Consider the following 18,068-nt stretch of genomic DNA (forward strand, 5'->3'; position numbering starts at 1 on the left):
CCCAGCCTTTTTCAGGCGGGAATTGTTACATTCCCGACTAAAATGGTCAAGTATTTAACCTGGTAAATTAGTCAGGTATTATCTATCAGCTTAATCAGATTTTCGGGTCAAAATCGTCCTGCACTTCACCCTGTTGAGGCACCACAGGATCAATCCCGGTATCAGCGAAGTCTTCAGCTTTAATGGCATGCAGATTGTCAGTACACACATCACCGCCCATTGCGCGGATTACGCCGCAAAGTTCTTCCACCTTATTGTCCATCTGGTGAATATGCTCAAGCATAACGCCCATGGCATTGGCAACCGGGTCGGGATTGTCAGTAGAAACGGCGTAGGCATCAAAACCGTATTTCTCGGCAATCTGGTGACGACGGGTAACTTGCGGATCATCTGATGCAGTTTTTTGGGTTTTGACGATGCGTCCGGGAATGCCCACCACCGTTGCTCCGGCCGGTGTATCCTTGACAACAACCGAGTTAGAGCCGATTTTTGCCCCTTCAGCAATCACGATGGGGCCAAGCACTTTCGCACCGGCACCGACGACCACGTTTTTCTCCAGGGTAGGATGACGTTTTCCGGCCTTCCAGCTTGTACCACCCAGCGTTACACCATGATACAAAGTGACGTCATCACCAATAACCGCCGTTTCACCAATGACCACACCCATGCCATGGTCGATGAATACTCGTCTGCCAAGTGTGGCGCCCGGGTGAATTTCGATACCTGTTAACCAGCGGCTGAACGTAGACAACGTGCGCGCCAGCCATTTTAAGTCGTGTTTCCACAGTTTATGACTGATCCTGTGCAGCCAGATAGCATGCAGGCCGGGGTAATTGGTCAGTACTTCAAAGGTATTCCTTGCCGCAGGGTCACGGTGAAAGACGCCTTTTATATCTTCTTTTATTCGCGGAAACACAGTACACCCCTCACTTTACGGCTTTGTCGATGGACGACAAAATGCCGCGCAGAATATTCAGTTCCTGACTTTCCGGACGGGCACGGTTAAACAGACGGCGTAATTTGGTCATCACCATGCCCGGATGGTTCTTAACAATAAAGTTTGTACCGGTACGGGTTTGTTCGAGGTGCTGGTAAAAACGTTCCAGATCTTCGTTTAACGGGTAGTCATTTTCAGTGGGCGGGAACGCATCTTTCTCCAGCCACGCCATGCGCACTTCATAGCATAATGTCTGTACTGCGGCGGCAAGATTCAGTGAGCTGTATTCCGGATTAGCGGGAATGCACACATGGAAATGGCATTGCTGCAATTCTTCATTCGTCAGGCCATTATTCTCACGGCCAAAAACCAGTGCCACCGGATAATCCGGCACTTCTTCAATCAGTTTACGACCGCAGCTGCGGGGTTCCAGCATTGGCCAGGAGTGAGTTCTTGAACGTGCAGAAGTCCCTACGACCAGTCCGCAGTCAGCAACCGCTTCCTGAAGCGTGGCTACAGTTTTCGCATTTGCCAGCACATCACCTGCGCCGGCAGCTAATGCACTGGCGTGGCCATCCGGCGCACTCACAGGATCAACCAGATACAGGTTACTCAGGCCCATGGTTTTCATCGCCCTTGCGGTTGAACCAATATTGCCTGTGTGGGATGTATTAACCAGTACTATCCGGATGTTGTCGAGCATGCGTGTTACCTTCACCTGTTTCGCGGGTGGCGGATAATAGCACAATAGCTTTCTGGATGGCTATTTACCCCGCCCTGCCGGGGCCGTTTTTTCGCCGCCGGCCATTGCATATTTTAGCGGCTCTGTTAAACTTCGCGCGCTTTCAACGTGTATGGTCAATTTCCGTACAACGTTTACTATGATCTTTTACAATTGGTGGTTTACTTATGCATCCTATGCTGAATATTGCGGTGCGCGCTGCGCGTGTTGCCGGAACAATCATTGTGCGCGGTTTTGAGAATCGTGCTGACCTGACGAAAGAAGTGAAAGGCGCCAATGACTACGTAACGCAAATCGACAAAGAAGCCGAAAAGGCGATTATCAACAAAATTCAGCAGTCTTACCCGGATCACAGCTTTCTGGGTGAAGAAAGTGGCGAAACCCACGGTAAGGATTCAGATTTTCAGTGGGTTATTGATCCACTGGACGGAACCACCAACTTTGTAAAAGGTATCCCCCATTTCTGTGTTTCCATTGCTCTTCTGCACAAAGGTCGTCTTGACCAGGCTGTTGTTTTTGATCCAATCCGCAGTGAAATTTTCACCGCCAGCCGTGGTCAGGGTGCCCAGTTGAACGGCTACCGTATCCGTGTAACCAAACCCCGCGATCTCACTGAAACTGTTCTGGCTACTGCCCTGCCGTTTAAAAACAAAGCACAATTTGGTGAGTATGCCCTAGGCCTTAACAAAATCTTCCACGAATGTGGCGATATCCGCCGCGCTGGCAGTGCAGCGTTGGATCTGGCTTACGTTGCAGCCGGCCGTGTAGACGGTTACTGGGAACGTGGTATTAAGGCATGGGACATTGCAGCAGGTGAACTGCTGGTGCGTGAAGCAGGCGGCCTGGTAACTGATTTTAAAGGTAACAACGACCCGCTTTACAAAGGTGAAATCGTAGCCGGCAGCCCGAAAGTGGTTCAGGGCCTGGTAAAGCATCTGAAATAAGAAGCATCTGAATCAAGAAGCACACTTCCACGGAAGTTAAAATGCTTTCAAAGGCCAGCGCAAACCCGCTGGCCTTTTTTGTTATTGCTGCCCTGAAAAGGTGCTGTAACTTTTAACGGCTGTCCACATTCCACCCTATACAAACCGTCATTTAATAAAGCCAAACAGGTCATAAAAAAGGCCGCTTATAAAGCGACCTTCTTCAATATCGTACTCCCGTATTTGTTTACGGAAGCGGGTCCATATCGGCACCTTCTTTCTCTACCTGCGGAGGCATCAGATCTTCTTTACTGATCCCCAGTGCCAGAGCAACTGAACTGGCGATGTAGATTGAAGAATATGTACCGACAGCAATACCGAACAGCAGTGCAGTGGCAAATCCGTGGATTAGCGCACCACCTTTATAGAAGAGCGCAATCAGTACCAGCACGGTAGTTAGAGAGGTGATGATGGTCCGGTTTAAAGTTTGTGACAGAGAAATGTTCACGATCTCAACCGGTTCACCCTTACGGATTTTGCGGAAGTTTTCACGGATACGGTCGCACACAACGATGGTATCGTTCAGCGAGTAACCGATAACCGCCAGCACAGCGGCCAGTACTGTCAGATCAAATTCGATTTGCAGTACAGAAAACAAACCCAGTGTAAGAATAACGTCGTGTACCAGCGCGGCCACAGAACCCAGTGCAAAGCGCCATTCGAACCGCATGGCAACGTACACAAGAATACACAGCAGTGCCACCAGCATGGCGAGACCGCCCTGCTCTGTCAGTTCATCACCCACCTGCGGACCAACGAACTCAATACGACGCATGTCTACGGTTTCACCGTCAGCACGCAGTGCAGCAAGTACCTGGTCGCCAATGGCAGAGGCTTTTACACCATCCCGGGGCGCGATGCGGATAAGCACATCCTGACTGCTTCCAAAGTTTTGCACAACGGCATCAGCAAAATCTGCTCCGGCCAGCTCAGAACGAATTTTCTCAAGATCAGCGGATTCTTCATAACCCACTTCAATGAGTGTTCCGCCTGTGAAGTCCAGACCCCAGTTCAGACTGTTCATGCCCAGCGACACCAGTGAGCCGAGGATAAGCACAGTTGACAGGATCATGGTTGCTACACGCAACCGCATAAAGTTAACCGTATGGTTCAAAGATAAAAATTGCATAGTAACGGTTCCTTATATCGGCAGCGAAGTGACGCGGCGGCCGCCCCAGATTGCATTGGTGATCACACGGGTCACCAGAATAGCGGTGAACATGGATGTCGCAATACCAATCATCAGCGTGATGGAGAAGCCTTTAATCGGACCAGTACCCACAGCAAACAGGATCATACCGGCAATAAAGGTAGTCACGTTTGCATCCAGGATGGTAGAAAACGCACTGTCATAGCCCATATGAATGGCTTGCTGAGGACTGCGTCCGTCACGAAGTTCTTCGCGAATACGCTCGAAAATCAGTACGTTGGCGTCTACCGCCATACCAACGGTCAATACAATACCCGCCATACCCGGTAAGGTCAGGGTCGCGCCGGGGATCATAGACATCACACCGATGATGATCACCAGGTTGCTCACCAGAGCCACATTGGCAATCAGGCCAAACGCTTTGTAGTAAACAATCATGAAAATCAGAACCGCTGCCAGACCCCAAACGATGGCCTGCATACCCATTGCGATGTTTTCTGCTCCCAGACTTGGGCCAACGGTACGTTCTTCAACAATTTGAATGGGGGCAATCAATGCTCCGGCACGAAGCAGTAAAGACAGGTCACGGGCTTCTTTCGGAGAATCCAGACCGGTAATACGGAAGCTGCTGCCCAACTGCGCACGAATCGTTGCGATACTGATCACTTCTTCATGCTTTTCGAAAATCAGTTTACCGGCGTCATTACGTTCACCGGTCGACTTGTACTCGATGAAAACCGTCGCCATGGGCTTGCCGATATTGCTGCGGGTAGAACGGGACATCTTGTTACCACCCTCGGAATCCAGCGAGATGTTTACCTGCGGGATACCGTATTCATCAACGCCGCTGTTTGCGTCAGTAATGTGGTTACCGGTAAGCATGATGCGTTTTTCAAGCAACTGAGGACGGCCGCTCTGGTCGTTAATCAGTTGAGACCCGGCCGGCACACGGCCATTAACAGCATCAGCAACGTCGTGGTCTAAGTCCACCATGCGGAATTCCAGCGTTGCAGTGGCATTCAAAATTTCTTTTGCCCGTGCGGTATCCTGAATACCCGGTAACTGCACCACAATCCGGTCTGCGCCCTGTTTCTGAACAACAGGCTCAGCAACACCTAACTGGTTTACACGGTTACGGATGATGGTGATGTTTTGTTTTACTGCGTTATCACGGATTTCAGATAATTTGGCCTCAGAGAAAGCGGCGCGTAATTTCATGCCTTCCACTTCTTCAAAGCTCAGGTCACGATTCTGGTTGCGCAGGAAGAACTCTGCTTTTTCCAGCGTCTCCTGATCACGGAACGTGATATCCAGATAATCATCATGCTGAGACACGGTACGGTAGCGCAGACCTTCTTCACGCAGAGAGGTTCTGAAACCGTTTTCTGCATCTTCCAGAGATTTCTTGATTGCCTCGCTCATATCCACTTCCATCAGAAAGTGAACACCGCCACGCAAATCCAGACCCAGCTTCATGGGAGAACCACCCAGGTTTTCCAGCCATTCCGGCGTATCCGGCGCCAGGTTCATAGCGACGTAATAATCCGTACCCAGTTCTTTTTCGAGTAATTCACGGGCGCGAAGCTGAGCATCACTGCTGTTCAGGCGAACCAGGATTTGCTCGTTTTCGAATTCGGTTTTCTTAACACTGATATTGTTGGCTTTCAGTGCATCCTGAACGCGGGTAACCAGTTGTTCATCAACTTTGGCATCGCGTCCGGCAGAAATCTGCACGGCGTTATCTTCACCGTAAATGTTGGGAAGTGCATATAATGCACAGAGGCCAATAATAAAAATGACCACCAGCACTTTCCAGATCGAGTTTTTATTTAACACAGGAACTTCCTTTTACCAGAGAGCCGGGAAAATCCCGGCTCTGGCAGCATAGCTTAAATCGATTTCATCGTGCCTTTTGGCAGCACTGCAGAAACAGAGGTTTTCTGGATGACGATATTGGTTTCATCGTTTAACGCAATTTCAATAAAGTCTTTTTCTTCAGATACCTTAGTGATGCGTCCTACCAGGCCACCCTGGGTGAGAATTTCATCTCCTTTGCCCAGTGAAGAGACCAGGTTTTTATGCTCTTTAACACGCTTGGCTTGCGGGCGGTAAAGCAGGAAGTAGAAGATAAGACCGAATACACCCAGCATAATGAGCATTTCGAAACCGCCACCCTGTGGTTGACCACCGGCGGATTGCGCGTAAGCGTTAGAAATAAACAAGCTCATAATTTCCTCATTTTTTAAATGTTGTTGTTATAGTGCCGGAACCGGCAAACCTTTTTGTGCGTAAAATTCTTTTACGAATCCGTCTAAATCATCTGCGTCAATGGCATCACGCAAACCTTGCATGACACGCTGGTAATACCGCAGGTTGTGAATCGTATTCAGACGGGCGCCCAGGATCTCATTACATTTGTCCAAATGATGGAGATATGAGCGTGAATAGTTTTTACAAGTGTAACAATCGCAGTTTTCGTCCAGTGGTGACGTATCGTTGCGATGTTTGGCGTTGCGGATTTTTACCACACCTTCAGTGACAAACAGATGACCGTTGCGGGCGTTCCGTGTTGGCATTACGCAGTCAAACATATCAATGCCGCGACGAACGGACTCCACTAAATCTTCCGGTTTACCCACCCCCATCAGATAACGGGGCTTGTCCTGCGGAATTTTAGGTGCCGTGTGTTCAATAATGCGGATCATGTCCTCTTTGGGCTCACCCACAGACAAACCGCCAATGGCGTAACCATCAAAGCCAATCTCTTCAAGGCCGGCCAGCGATACGTCACGAAGACCTTCATACATACCGCCCTGCACAATACCAAACAATGCCGACGGATTATCGCCGTGGGCTTCTTTACTGCGTTTGGCCCAGCGCAAAGAAAGCTCCATAGAGATCCGCGCTTCCTGTTCCGTTGCCGGATAAGGAGTACATTCATCAAAGATCATGACGATATCAGAGCCGAGATCCCGCTGCACTTCCATGGATTTTTCAGGTGTCAGCAAGATTTTTTCACCATTGATCGGTGAACGGAAGGTCACGCCTTCTTCGGTGATCTTGCGCAAGTCGCCAAGACTGAACACCTGGAAACCACCGGAGTCGGTAAGGATTGGCTTATCCCAGTGCATAAAATCATGAAGATCACCGTGTTGCTTTATGATACCGGTGCCCGGACGCAACATCAGATGGAAAGTATTGCCCAGGCAAATGTGCGCGCCGCTGTCCTTCAGCTCTTCAGGGGTCATCCCTTTTACGGTACCGTAGGTGCCTACAGGCATAAAAGCCGGTGTTTCTACCACGCCTCTGTCGAATACCAGACGGCCGCGTCTGGCTTTGCCATCGGTTTTAAGTAGTTCAAATTGCATTAAAAACTGTATCCCGAAATCACCAGCGGGCGATACGCAGCTGGCGTAAATAAAAAATTTGGCGGCGATTATACCAGTTTCAGCGTACAGATCATGCTCTGCAGCGCGGTAACCCTGAAATTAAACGCAACCCTGCTCTTTATACCGGCTGGCTTTGCGCTTTTTCAATGAACATGCTGTCGCCGTAACTGAAGAAACGGTATTCATTTGCAATGGCATCCTGATAGGCTTTCATGACATGTTCTCTGCCGGCAAATGCACTGATCAACATCATCAGTGTGGACTCCGGCAAATGAAAGTTCGTGAACATGGCATCCACGACTTTAAAATTGAATCCCGGGTAGATGAAAATATCAGTATCATCAAAGAAAGGCCGGATCAGATCATCACCGGCGGCTTTTGCAGCCGACTCCAGCGAACGCACCGAAGTGGTACCCACGGCAATAACCCGTTTACCTGCAGCTTTAGTAGCCACTACGGCGTCTGTCACATTCTGCGGCACTTCGGCATACTCCGAGTGCATAACGTGTTCCTGAATATTGTCAACACGCACCGGCTGAAATGTGCCGGCCCCGACGTGCAGAGTAACAAACGCCAGATTCACACCTTTAGCCCGCAGGGCGGTCAGCATGTCGTCGTCAAAATGTAATCCGGCTGTCGGTGCAGCCACTGCGCCGGGCTTCTGATTATAAACAGTCTGGTAACGCTCTTTATCACTGCTTTCATCAGCACGGTCTATGTAAGGAGGCAGCGGCATATGGCCATATTGCTCAAGTTGAGAAAGTACTGAAGCCGCATCATCAAAATGAATGAGAAATAGCGCGCCTTCCCTGCCCGTCACGGTGACGTGCACCTTTTCTTCCAGCAACAACTGAGTACCGGGTTTGGGCGCCTTACTGGCACGCACGTGGGCCAGTACCTGATTATTATCTAAGATCCGCTCCACCAGCACTTCCACCTGGCCGCCGGAGGCTTTTTTACCTCTCAGCCGCGCAGGAATTACCCGGGTATTATTGAATACCAGCAAGTCACCTTCATCTACCAGAGACAGCATCTCAGCGAACTGCTGATGTTTAACTGAACCGGTATTCCCATCCAGGCACAGAAGACGGCTGGCACGACGTTTTTCTGTAGGATATTTGGCAATCAAATGCTCTGGCAGCTCGAAACTAAAATCAGATAACTTCATTTTTCACTTCAAAATCAGTAAATTAAAACTCGTAAATATACGCACGTATATTTTTAAATAACTATATATATACCGAAATACGCATAAACATTATACAGCGCGGACTTAAACGCTTAAGATACGTACAGATAGTGATGATGTTCTCCCAAACAGATCCTATTCTGACCCGGTAGCTTTACCGGGTTTTTTTTATCTGTTTCACAGGATTACCTTAATCCCCGATTACCCGGGTAGACGTCTCAGTCATCATCCATATCGTTAAGAATGTCACCAACGGCCTGCATAGCAAGTGGCCGGGCATTTAGCACCATCATGATCTGCAAAAACAAATCCGCTCCCATAATACCTTTATTCACTTTGTTTCGCAGGTTATCTGCACTCTGCTCCACCCCAATTTCGGCTAACCGGTCACTAAGTGCCTGATATTTAACACCTCTCACCGACATTTCTGACTTTACCAGCCTTGCCACCGCTTGCCGCCAATTATTTTTCGCCATCAGAAAACCACCATTTGTGAGTTATTTTTTACAAAAACACACTTTTTTACACATAAGAGAGGTATTGATTATTGACTACTTTGCCCCAACCTGTCTACACTGAACCCCGTGAATGTTGTCGTGCACTTTAAAAGTCGTTTACAGTGTTGTCGACATTTTCGCTTCAATCGTAAAGGAGAGACGTTATGACGTGGGATCTGGAAAAGCTTGAATCCCTCTTGCAAGAACACGACGACTTTGTCATCACCCGTGAAGAAGGCTGCCTTCTCATTGCTAATCAGGATGGCATTGATGCCTGGCTGGCACTGAGTGGCGAGCAAATCCTGGTGGAAAGTCTGTTATTCCCGGCTTCCGATGTAAAAGACAAGCCGGCTTTGGATCATGAGATTCTGTCAACGCACATGGTATTTCCGCTGACGACAGTAGGTATTTCTACCATTGGTGGTGATGAATACTACACAGCTTTTGGCGCACTGAGTGCCCAGTCAAAGCCTGAAAGTATCGTGATCGAAGTTGAAACCTTGTTTCAAAACGTAGCGTCTTTCTTAGATGCCTACGAAACGCATTTAAAATAACCTGACAGGAGAAGCGAATGTCTGTTTGGAAAAAATTAGTAACAGCTGTGAAAGGTGGTGCCACTGAAGCTGCGCAAGCCGTAGCCGACAGTCAGGCAATCAGAATTCTTGAGCAGGAGATCCGTGAAGCGAAAGAAGAGTTACGTAAATCTGACCACGCCCGCACGCAAATCCTGGCGAAATGCAAATTATCGCAACAGAAAGTAGACAGCTTCAGCGCGTCTATTGCTGAGTACGAAGCCCATGCCCGCAAAGCGGTTGAAACAGACCGTCAACTGGCACTGGATTGTGCACAGAAAGTGTCTGATTTAAAAGCGGAACAGGAGCAGGAACAACAGTACCTGGACCAGTTCAAACAATCCGAGAAGCAACTGGCACAAAATATTCAGCAGGCCAAAGCAAACCTGCGCCGCCTGGAACAACAGGTGGATATGGTAAAGGCCACAGAAAGCGTGCAAAAAGCGCAGGTGGCGGTATCTTCGCGCCACATGGGTGCTAATAGCAAAATGAAGACCGCGACAGAATCCTTATCGCGGATTCAGGAAAAACAAAAACTTCGCACCGCTGAGTTGCAGGCTGCCGAAGAGCTGGCGGCTGAAGAGTCCACCAGCGATCTGGAAAAACGCCTGTCTGAGGCAGGTATCAAAGGCGGAAAATCATCTGCAGATGATGAACTGAGCCGGATTCTGGGTAAGTAATTAATGTTAAGGGGGCTGACATGCCCCCTTACTTTTTGTGACTTGCACCGGAAATTGCTTTTACGTCATACTGCTTAGCTCAGAAATAATCATCAGGGACGCATCCATACACCATGGCTTCATGGACCCACATTCGTAAACTCATGCTGCGGTATTTTTCCGAATCCCGCTGGTACACCATTGTCACCATCACCTTTATCTACGGCTTACTTGCATGGTTGATGCTGTCTGCGGCCGGAGAAGAAGCGCTGACCAGCCATGCAGACTTTTTTTACTGGATGGCTGTTACCGCCTCAACTGTCGGTTATGGCGATCTGTCACCGGTCACACCGGCAGGTAAAATTATCGTATCGCTGTATGTAATTCCGGTGGGATTGAGTATTTTCGCGATGGTAGTGGGCCGCATTGCGGCATGGGTGAGCCATCACTGGCAAAGAGGACTGTTAGGAATGAAACCATTACATGTTGAAAATCACATTCTGGTTATCGGCTGGAATGAAAACAAAACTCTGCTGTTGCTGGATTTATTGCTTAAAGAGCGGGAAGCCCTGCCGGATAAACCGGAAATCGTGCTGTGTGTAAAAGCAGATATTCACAACCCCATGCCGGACAAAATTGAATTTGTGAAAGTTGATTCATTCAACCGCGACGAAGATATGGACAAGGCCTGCGTCGCCACCGCAAGAACCATTCTCATGGACAACCCGCAGGATGACGTGACGTTAACCACAGCCCTTTATTGCACTAACCGCAATCCGGATGCCCACAAAGTCGCGTACTTTACTGACGACACGCTTGTTCCTCTGCTGCAGATGCATTGCCCGAAAGTTGAGTGTACACCCTCAGTGGCCGTTGAAATGCTGGCGAAAGCGGCTTTTGATCCCGGTTCCAGTATGTTGCATCACGATTTAATCAGCGTTGACGACGGACAGGCGCAGTTTTCGACTCAGGTTCCGGCGGATATCCAGTCTCTTGCCGTAGAGCATGTGTTTAATAATTTTAAGCGTGAATATAACGCGATTCTCATCGGCTACGCCCCCGGCGGCGTGTATAAAAATATGGTTCTCAACCCTGATTTCTCACATACCATTAGTGGCGGTGACAAAGTGTTTTACATCGCCGGCAGCCGGTTGAACGATATTAACTGGCAGACATTAGGAGCGTAATCAATGTTTGGCAAATTGTTTGGCAGAAGTAAGAAAGACACAGAGAAAGCAAAACCCAAATCTCCTGAAATCATGGGATTGTATCTGGGCGGTTCATTTGAACTGGATGATCTGAAACTTAAGCTGCTGGAACCGCAACTTACCATCGAAGGCGCGGCCCGTTCCCAACTGATTCAGGCGGTGGGAGAAGCCCCGCTGGACAGTGGTGGTACTTTGCTGCGTTATTACACTGACGATGACGGCTTCCTGCAAATTGTCACTGATGGTGGTCTTACAGAAAACCATATTACCGACGTAAAGCTGTGGTACTTTTACGAAACCAAAACCATCGGCAATGAAGCCCAGTGGCAAGAAGCATTAAGTTCTGTGATTTCAAAGCCCGTTTACACGCTTAACGGACACGATTATCACCGTGTATGGGACGCCGTCGGTGAAATATCACCGCCGGTTGCTGTCACTGAAACCACCTATGAAGAAGATGGTGATGTCAGTACAACTGACCAGTTTATGATGCTGTATGAACGTCCCCTTGATAACGGCCGCACAGAGTCACTGCTGGTAGCCGGTGAAGAAAAGATTGTAGGTCACAATGCAGACCGCTGTCTGGTGATAAGCACCGGGTTCGATATTGAACCCGCCGACATTACTATTAACGGTTAATAAAAGGATACGTACGTCATGGACACTATCATTCAATCATTAGCAGGGCTGGATAATTTCGCCTTGTACTTTGTTATCTCTGTCGCCTTCTTATTTGTATTTAAAATCGTGTACGCCATGGTCACCCCGCATGATGAATGGAAACTGGTTAAAGAGGAGCAGAACGTGGCTGCAGCCACCGGTTTTGGCGGCGCATTGATTGGCTTCGCTATCGCCCTTTCTGGTGCAGCTTCTAATGCAGTATCCATTGTGGATTTCGCGCTGTGGGGCGTGATTGCCATCGTTGCCCAGTCGTTTGCCTTTGCACTGCTGCGCTTTACTTTTATGCCGAAGATAGCAGAACGCATTAACAACAATGAAGTATCCGCAGGGATCATGCTTGCTGCCATGTCAGTGGCAGTGGGTCTGCTGAACGCTGCTTGTATGACATACTGATTCGGAGACAGATATGACCCGGAAAAGAAGTCGTTACATAGATTTGCACAAAATGCGCAAAGGCTTTGCACTCAAACCACTGGCCGTAGGGATTGCCGGTATAATGGCAACCGGTTGTGCAGACGACCGTCAGGATGCACAGATTTATACCTCGCTGGAAGATTGTAAAACGGATTATCCTGATGCAGCAGAACGCTGCGATGCAGCTTACCAGACTGCCCTCGATGAAGCGTCCCGTACCAGTCCCCGTTTTAATTCCGAATATGACTGCGAGTATGAATTCGGTCCGAATCAGTGCCGTGAAGTTAATAATTCAGGTGGCAGTTTCTTCATGCCGTTTATGGCAGGGTTTATGGTCAGCCAGTTACTGTCTCCCCGCCCTTACTATTCACAACCCATTTATACCTCTTATTCCCCGTACTCGCCGTTCCGCTCAAAATGGGTGACTGCAGATGGCTATGTATTTGACGGTGACATCCGCAAACGCAACTACAAAGTCAGTCCGTCTGTTTATAAACCCAAGCCCACCGTTACCCGTACTGTCAGCCGTGGTGGTTTCGGTAGCTCTGTGAGAGCCAAATCAAGCTGGGGTAGCAGCAGCCGTTCCGGAAGCTGGGGCAGCTGATCCCGTGCTTCGTATTCCGCTCAGAGAGCGGCCTGACTGGAAGCAGCAGGCCGCTGAGTACGGCTTTCATTTTCATACCATGTACGGCGAGCCGTATTGGGATGAATCTGCTTATTATCAGTTTTCACTGAAACAAATTGAGCAGGATATAGAAGACCCTACCGCTGAATTGCATCAGATGTGTCTGGCGGCAGTAGATAAGGTTATCCGTGACGAGGAGTGGCTGAACCGCTTTCAGATCCCCGCCCTTCACCGTGAATTCATTCTCCGGTCCTGGCAGGACAACGCGCCCTCACTCTATTCCCGGCTGGATTTAGTCTATGACGGTAAAAGTCCGGCTAAGCTGCTGGAAAACAATGCAGACACGCCCACGTCCTTGTATGAATCCGGCTTCTGGCAATGGTTATGGCTTGAACAGCAGGTAGACCGGGGAAATTTGCCCCGACACGCTGATCAGTTTAATTCCTTACAGGAAAAGTTAGTTCACCGGTTTGAAGAAATCGCGGCTTACTACCGCATCCGGAACATGCATTTCGCCTGTTGCCGGGATACGGAAGAAGACAGAGGCACCGTACAATATTTGCAGGATTGTGCTCAGGCGGCAGGTCTGCAATCAGAATTTTTATACATTGAAGACATGGGCCTTGCCGATACCGGCGCGTTTACTGATTTACATGACAACCCCGTTACTGAGTGCTTTAAGCTTTATCCCTGGGAATTCATGCTGCGTGAGAGTTTCGGCGACGCCTTGTCAGGTGCCGGTACAAACTGGATAGAACCGCCATGGAAAGCCATTTTGTCCAATAAGGCTCTGTTACCGCTTTTATGGGAAATGTTTCCGGGCCATCCTAATCTGTTGCCTGCCTATTTCCCGGACAATGCGCCGGGCCTGGAAACCGGCAAATGGATTCAAAAACCGCTGTTTTCAAGAGAAGGGGCAAATATCAGTCTGATTGAAAATGGTAAGCAAACCAAACTCTCCGACGGTCCGTATGGAGAGGAAGGCGTTGTGATCCAGGCATTTACTGCCCTGCCCCGGTTTGCTGAAAATTACACACTGATCGGTAGCTGGCTGGTAGACGATATGCCTGCCGGTTTGTCTGTGCGGGAAGACAGCAGTGAGATCACTCAGGATTTATCCCGTTATCTGCCACACATTATTGCGTAAACCTATGCCACAACTTAAAAAGCAGCTTCGCTTTCTTGCCATTATTGCCGGCGTACTCATTCTCATTGAAGCGCTGAACCTCCTCACCGGAAACAGCCTGAATCAATTTGGTATTATTCCCAGAGCACTGCCTTACCTGCCCTATATTTTTACTGCGCCGTTTTTACACGGATCTGCCAGCCATCTGATCACGAATCTTGTGCCACTGATGCTGTTTATGTGGTTAACAATGCAGTGGGGAAACCGCACATTCTGGCTGACTACCCTGACCATTCTACTCACCGGCGGTCTCGGCGTATGGATATTCGGCCGCTCAGCAATCCATATCGGTGCCAGTGGCATGGTGTATGGCTACTTTGGCTTTTTATTGCTGGCAGGCTTCATGAGCAGAAAAGTCCCTTACCTGGTGATTTCTGTGCTGGTCGCCATTATGTATGGCGGTATGTTGTTTGGCATTCTGCCAACAAAGGCGTTTATTTCTTTCGAGTATCATTTATTCGGATTTATTGGCGGTCTCATCGCAGCACGGGCTTGGGTGAAGTAATTGATTCCCGTATACTGGCCTTCAATCCGTAGTACAACGAAATAAATATGTCCGGCACCACAGAAACCAAAAATCAGCAAAACCAGGGCTTCTTCGGCAACCTTGCGTTCAATATTGTTATCCCTGTTTTAATCATGTCTTACGGCAGCGGAGACGAATACCTCGGGCCGGCCTGGAGCATCGTTGCTGCCCTCGCCTTTCCAATTGTTTACGGCATCTGGGATTTAAAACAGTCCGGTAAAGTGAATGGTTTTTCCGTTCTCGGGATTGTCAGCGTTATCCTTACCGGCGGTATCAGTTTATTGAAACTCCCCGCCGAATATATTGCAATTAAAGAAGCCACCATTCCGGCGCTTATCGGTATTGCAGTTCTGGTGACTCAGTTTGGTAAAAAGCCACTGGTTAAAATGCTTATCCTGAACGACCAGATCATTAACTGGGAAAATTTAAACCGCGCGCTCGATGAGAAAGGAAAACAGGCAGAATTCAAACGTAAAATTGCTATCAGCTCTTACATTGTTGCCAGCTCCTTTTTTCTTTCCTCAGTATTAAATTATGTGCTGGCGAAAATGATTCTGGTCAGTGAACCCGGCACCACTGCCTACACAGAAGAACTGGGCCGGATGACGATGCTGAGCTATCCGGTTATCGTTATCCCGAGCATGATTTTGCTGGTGACTGCATTGTGGTATCTGTTTTCTCAGATTGGCAAAATTACCGGTGAAGACCTGGACAACTTTCTGAATCAGTAGATTTAAACAATGATAAAAAAATAGCCGCAATTTGCGGCTATTTTTTTTTGCCTTGCCGGGGTGGCAGGCGTGTTTCGCATAAGCCGATAAATGAATCAAAGCGTACTGTGAACATTATCACAGTACGCCTGTCATTCAGCTCAGCGGTTGTTCAGGAAGCGGAAGAATTGCTTTGCAATGTCAGTGTTATCTAACTGACCGGCAAAAGCGTCTGCTCCGGCACCGAATGCAAAAACTTCCACATCGACACCAGTGTGGCCACCAGTGGTCCAGCCGGTATTCGTCTTCTTATCAAGGAATGCTTTCAACGCTGTTTCGCGGGCCTCAAAATCAGGCAGTGCCGCGATACTGTCTACCAGTGCACTGTCATCATCTTCAAAAGTGAATCCCAGCTGCGCTTCAGCATACGCAGCCGGAGAGGCTTCACTGACCATGTTGACAGCAATGGATGAAACCGAAGCCTTCATGTTACGCAGGTACTCAGGATGCCACTCGTAAATACCGTCTGCGCCAATTGTCAAACCGCCGGTACTGTGATCAGCGGTAAGCACAACCAGTGTATCAGGGTGTGTTTCTACATAATTTTGCAGGTATTCCATGGTAACAGCCAGATCATCCATCTCCGCCATCGCAGAACCGATGTCATTGGCATGCCCTGCCCAGTCAACCTGACTCGCTTCTACCAGAAGGAAAAATCCCTCCGGATCCTCAAGATGCTTAATCGCATTTTTAGTCAGAAAAGACAGGCGGTGCGGGTTACTGTCATCCAGCGCAGCCGGCAATCCCACCGGTGCAAATAGTCCCAGCACGTCAGTGCCGGCAGGCAATGTAGCTAACTGGTCATAGTCATCAACATATTGATAGCCGTTATCTGCAAATAAAGCGGTGAGATCTCTGTCATCACGGGCGAAATAAGAGGTACCGCCCCCCAGCATGACATCGGCGACAAATCCGTCATTAATACGGTCGTCAAAAAAGCTGTCAGCGATGGCGTTGTAATTCTTACGGCTTTCATTGTGCGCCAGATAAGAAGCGGGCGTTGCATGATTGATTTGCGATGTAACCGCAACACCGGTGCGCAGACCGAGCTGCTTTGCTCTTTGAAGCACCGACTCAACAGGTTGCTTGTTGGCATCCACCCCAATAGCACCATTATACGATTTTACGCCTGTAGCCAACGCTGTAGCCGCAGCCGCAGAGTCGGTAACATACCCGGAAACCGGCGCCGGATGCGTAGAGGCATTGCCGGTAAGCATGTGGTCAAACACGACATCTTCGATGTCAGGTGTTTCAGGGTTATCAGCAAAGTTGCGGTAAGCCGTGGTGTAAGCCGGCCCCATGCCGTCGGCCACTACCATGATGATATTTCGGGGCTGTTGCTGTGCTGATGAATTCTGTGCCGCATGACCGGCATTATCGAGTTGCGCGCAGCCTTGCGCCAGGGTGAGCCCTACCAGAGAGCACACGCTTATTTTTTTTAGCATCGTCGTATCCACAGGAAAAAAACTGTGGCTAAGTGTAAATCACATCAGGACAAGCGCCAAACCCAAAGCCGTGAGTCATCAAAAATTCACGAAAGGCTGTAATTTCATCGATTTAATGCTAAGCCTTTGACTGACTGGTCAGCAGTTCGCGCATGCGTTGCTGCGCCACGTCAACTAACATATCCGGCTGAAATTTAGAGATAAACCGGTTGCAACCCACCTTTTCCACCATGGCCTCATTAAAGCTGCCACTTAAGGAGGTGTTCAGGGCAACAAATAAATCACTCATTCTCTCATCACCGCGCACTTCTGCAGTTAAGCGGTATCCGTCCATTTCCGGCATCTCAGCATCGGTAAACATTAATAAGATAAGGTCAGACGGCCGCTTACCTTCATCAGCCCATGATTTGAGTAACGCCAGGGCTTCTGCGCCATTGTGGCATTCAAGACAGGACAAACCTATCTGGGCAAGGGTATCTTTGATTTGTTTACGTGCAGTAGCGGAATCATCCACAATCAACACCTGACGGCCATGCATAGCACTGACGACCTGCTCATCGAGCACGCCGTCAGAGATAGAAATATCGTAATCGATGATTTCAGCCAGCACTTTTTCGACATCAATGATTTCTACCAGTTCGTTCTTCCCGTCGATTTCTATTTGACTGATAGCAGTAAGGTAATTTGATTTACCGATAGTCAGCGGCGGCGGCTGAATATTTTGCCAGGATGTATTAACGATGCTTAATACATCACCAATCAGAAATCCCTGAACTGAGCGGTTATATTCTGTGATGATGACGTTATTAGCGTAATTCGTATCGCCACTATTTTTCATACGAATGGCGCTGCGCAGATCAATGACAGGAATTGAATTCCCTCTGTACAGGGTCACACCACACAAATTGCCGTGAGATCCCGGCATCGTATTCATCTTCGGGACACCGATGACTTCTTTAACCTTAAACACGTTAATGGCAAACGCATGACGGGTCCCCAACCTGAACATCAATAGCTCGAGGCGGTTCTCACCCACCAGATTAGTCCGTTGATCGACGGTACTAAGAATACTGCTCATACTCCCCCCGAATTATT

General features: G+C 48.8%; 20 protein-coding genes. 10 read left to right on the top strand and 10 right to left on the bottom strand.

Annotation, left to right across the window (positions count from 1 at the left end; translation table 11 throughout):
* Positions 1-94 precede the first annotated feature (94 nt).
* On the bottom strand, positions 95-916 hold the full coding sequence (gene cysE, locus AC4PME_RS03320; protein WP_474847874.1) for a serine O-acetyltransferase: 822 nt from the start codon (positions 914-916) through the stop codon (positions 95-97).
* A 10-nt stretch (positions 917-926) separates the two neighbouring features.
* Positions 927-1,640 (bottom strand): tRNA (cytosine(32)/uridine(32)-2'-O)-methyltransferase TrmJ, encoded by a 714-nt coding sequence (gene trmJ, locus AC4PME_RS03325; protein ID WP_491529493.1) that lies wholly within the window; start codon positions 1,638-1,640, stop codon positions 927-929.
* A 206-nt stretch (positions 1,641-1,846) separates the two neighbouring features.
* Here trmJ and suhB point away from each other — a divergent pair, with 206 nt between their 5' ends.
* The gene (gene suhB, locus AC4PME_RS03330; RefSeq protein WP_119502025.1) at positions 1,847-2,623 is read left to right on the top strand and encodes an inositol-1-monophosphatase; all 777 of its coding nucleotides are present in this window, start codon (positions 1,847-1,849) and stop codon (positions 2,621-2,623) included.
* 226 nt (positions 2,624-2,849) lie between these two features.
* Here the strand turns inward: suhB and secF are convergent, their stop codons facing one another.
* The 6 genes from secF to AC4PME_RS03360 all read right to left on the bottom strand — a co-directional run bounded on the left by secF (position 2,850) and on the right by AC4PME_RS03360 (position 8,866).
* Positions 2,850-3,791, bottom strand: coding sequence for a protein translocase subunit SecF (gene secF, locus AC4PME_RS03335; RefSeq protein WP_491044927.1), 942 nt, complete (start codon positions 3,789-3,791; stop codon positions 2,850-2,852).
* A 12-nt stretch (positions 3,792-3,803) separates the two neighbouring features.
* Positions 3,804-5,648: a protein translocase subunit SecD gene (secD, locus tag AC4PME_RS03340; protein WP_119502027.1), complete on the bottom strand. Its 1,845-nt coding sequence runs from the start codon at positions 5,646-5,648 to the stop codon at positions 3,804-3,806.
* Positions 5,649-5,701: 53 nt separating this feature from the next.
* The gene (gene yajC / locus AC4PME_RS03345) at positions 5,702-6,040 is read right to left on the bottom strand and encodes a preprotein translocase subunit YajC (protein WP_119502028.1); all 339 of its coding nucleotides are present in this window, start codon (positions 6,038-6,040) and stop codon (positions 5,702-5,704) included.
* A 27-nt stretch (positions 6,041-6,067) separates the two neighbouring features.
* Entirely contained in the window at positions 6,068-7,180 is a 1,113-nt protein-coding gene (tgt, locus tag AC4PME_RS03350; protein WP_119502029.1) for a tRNA guanosine(34) transglycosylase Tgt, read from the bottom strand.
* A gap of 139 nt (positions 7,181-7,319) precedes the next feature.
* The gene (gene queA / locus AC4PME_RS03355) at positions 7,320-8,369 is read right to left on the bottom strand and encodes a tRNA preQ1(34) S-adenosylmethionine ribosyltransferase-isomerase QueA (RefSeq protein WP_119502030.1); all 1,050 of its coding nucleotides are present in this window, start codon (positions 8,367-8,369) and stop codon (positions 7,320-7,322) included.
* A gap of 239 nt (positions 8,370-8,608) precedes the next feature.
* Positions 8,609-8,866 carry a DUF6471 domain-containing protein gene (locus AC4PME_RS03360; RefSeq protein ID WP_119502031.1) on the bottom strand — a complete coding sequence of 86 codons (258 nt, stop codon included), beginning with the start codon at positions 8,864-8,866 and terminating at the stop codon, positions 8,609-8,611.
* A gap of 185 nt (positions 8,867-9,051) precedes the next feature.
* Between AC4PME_RS03360 and AC4PME_RS03365 the strand changes: the two genes are divergently transcribed.
* From AC4PME_RS03365 to AC4PME_RS03405, 9 genes are all read left to right on the top strand, one after another.
* The gene (locus AC4PME_RS03365; RefSeq protein ID WP_119502032.1) at positions 9,052-9,441 is read left to right on the top strand and encodes a DUF2170 family protein; all 390 of its coding nucleotides are present in this window, start codon (positions 9,052-9,054) and stop codon (positions 9,439-9,441) included.
* Positions 9,442-9,458: 17 nt separating this feature from the next.
* Entirely contained in the window at positions 9,459-10,139 is a 681-nt protein-coding gene (locus AC4PME_RS03370) for a PspA/IM30 family protein (protein ID WP_119502033.1), read from the top strand.
* Between the two features lie 113 nt (positions 10,140-10,252).
* Positions 10,253-11,305: a potassium channel family protein gene (locus AC4PME_RS03375; RefSeq protein ID WP_491044928.1), complete on the top strand. Its 1,053-nt coding sequence runs from the start codon at positions 10,253-10,255 to the stop codon at positions 11,303-11,305.
* Positions 11,306-11,308: 3 nt separating this feature from the next.
* Entirely contained in the window at positions 11,309-11,965 is a 657-nt protein-coding gene (locus AC4PME_RS03380) for a YjfK family protein (RefSeq protein WP_491044929.1), read from the top strand.
* Between the two features lie 18 nt (positions 11,966-11,983).
* Complete coding sequence (locus AC4PME_RS03385; protein WP_119502035.1) at positions 11,984-12,400, top strand: DUF350 domain-containing protein; 417 nt, start codon at positions 11,984-11,986, stop codon at positions 12,398-12,400.
* A gap of 13 nt (positions 12,401-12,413) precedes the next feature.
* The gene (locus AC4PME_RS03390; RefSeq protein WP_491044930.1) at positions 12,414-13,025 is read left to right on the top strand and encodes a DUF1190 family protein; all 612 of its coding nucleotides are present in this window, start codon (positions 12,414-12,416) and stop codon (positions 13,023-13,025) included.
* Between the two features lie 4 nt (positions 13,026-13,029).
* Positions 13,030-14,193, top strand: coding sequence for a glutathionylspermidine synthase family protein (locus AC4PME_RS03395; RefSeq protein WP_491044931.1), 1,164 nt, complete (start codon positions 13,030-13,032; stop codon positions 14,191-14,193).
* A 4-nt stretch (positions 14,194-14,197) separates the two neighbouring features.
* The gene (locus tag AC4PME_RS03400; RefSeq protein WP_119503437.1) at positions 14,198-14,737 is read left to right on the top strand and encodes a rhomboid family intramembrane serine protease; all 540 of its coding nucleotides are present in this window, start codon (positions 14,198-14,200) and stop codon (positions 14,735-14,737) included.
* A 47-nt stretch (positions 14,738-14,784) separates the two neighbouring features.
* The gene (locus AC4PME_RS03405) at positions 14,785-15,489 is read left to right on the top strand and encodes a VC0807 family protein (RefSeq protein ID WP_119502038.1); all 705 of its coding nucleotides are present in this window, start codon (positions 14,785-14,787) and stop codon (positions 15,487-15,489) included.
* A 140-nt stretch (positions 15,490-15,629) separates the two neighbouring features.
* On the opposite strand, the gene AC4PME_RS03410 is transcribed toward AC4PME_RS03405, so the two are convergent.
* Complete coding sequence (locus tag AC4PME_RS03410; RefSeq protein WP_491044932.1) at positions 15,630-16,973, bottom strand: alkaline phosphatase; 1,344 nt, start codon at positions 16,971-16,973, stop codon at positions 15,630-15,632.
* Between the two features lie 118 nt (positions 16,974-17,091).
* Positions 17,092-18,051: a chemotaxis protein CheV gene (locus AC4PME_RS03415; protein WP_119502040.1), complete on the bottom strand. Its 960-nt coding sequence runs from the start codon at positions 18,049-18,051 to the stop codon at positions 17,092-17,094.
* Positions 18,052-18,068: the final 17 nt, after the last annotated feature.

It is taken from the genome of Alteromonas sp. (assembly GCF_984505615.1).